Here is a 476-nt window from a genome sequence, read left to right on the forward strand (position 1 = left end):
TGTCAGCTGTTCGAACTTGCCGACATCCGCGCCTTCAACGGTAGCGATCGACTTCACGACAGGGTCGTTAGCGCCGACGTAGACGTTGTCCGGAGCAGTCACGGTAGCAGTGCCCACGGTACCGTTGGCCGGCACGGTGATGACGGTTTTGCCATCGCTCAGCGTGAAGGTCAGTGCACTGTGGTTGTTGATCGGCAGGCCGTCTTTGTTGGTCAGGGTGATGGTGTAGGTGATCTCCCCGCCTTCGGTGACCGAAGGGGTGGCGGTCAACTTGGCCACGACTTCGTCGGTGGTGTCGGTCACTTGAACCGAAGCGTTGCCGCCCAGTTGCAGGTTCTCGAAGGTCGCACCAGTAGCGTCTACCGCCGAATTGATACCCAGGCTGATCTGGCCAGCGTCGTTGTAGACGTCATCGCCCTGCGCAGCGTGGGTGTACGGCGCGCTGGTCTCGCCGGCCTTGATGGTGACTTGGGCAT

At 60.9% G+C, this 476-nt stretch carries 1 protein-coding gene; it reads right to left on the reverse strand.

Annotated elements, in window-relative coordinates; genetic code table 11:
• The coding region (locus LVS58_RS24985; RefSeq protein ID WP_233693247.1) for an immunoglobulin-like domain-containing protein at positions 1 to 476 on the reverse strand (476 nt) is incomplete at both ends.

This window comes from Pseudomonas sp. JR33AA (genome assembly GCF_021378985.1).
Classification (GTDB): Bacteria; Pseudomonadota; Gammaproteobacteria; order Pseudomonadales; family Pseudomonadaceae; genus Aquipseudomonas; species Aquipseudomonas alloputida.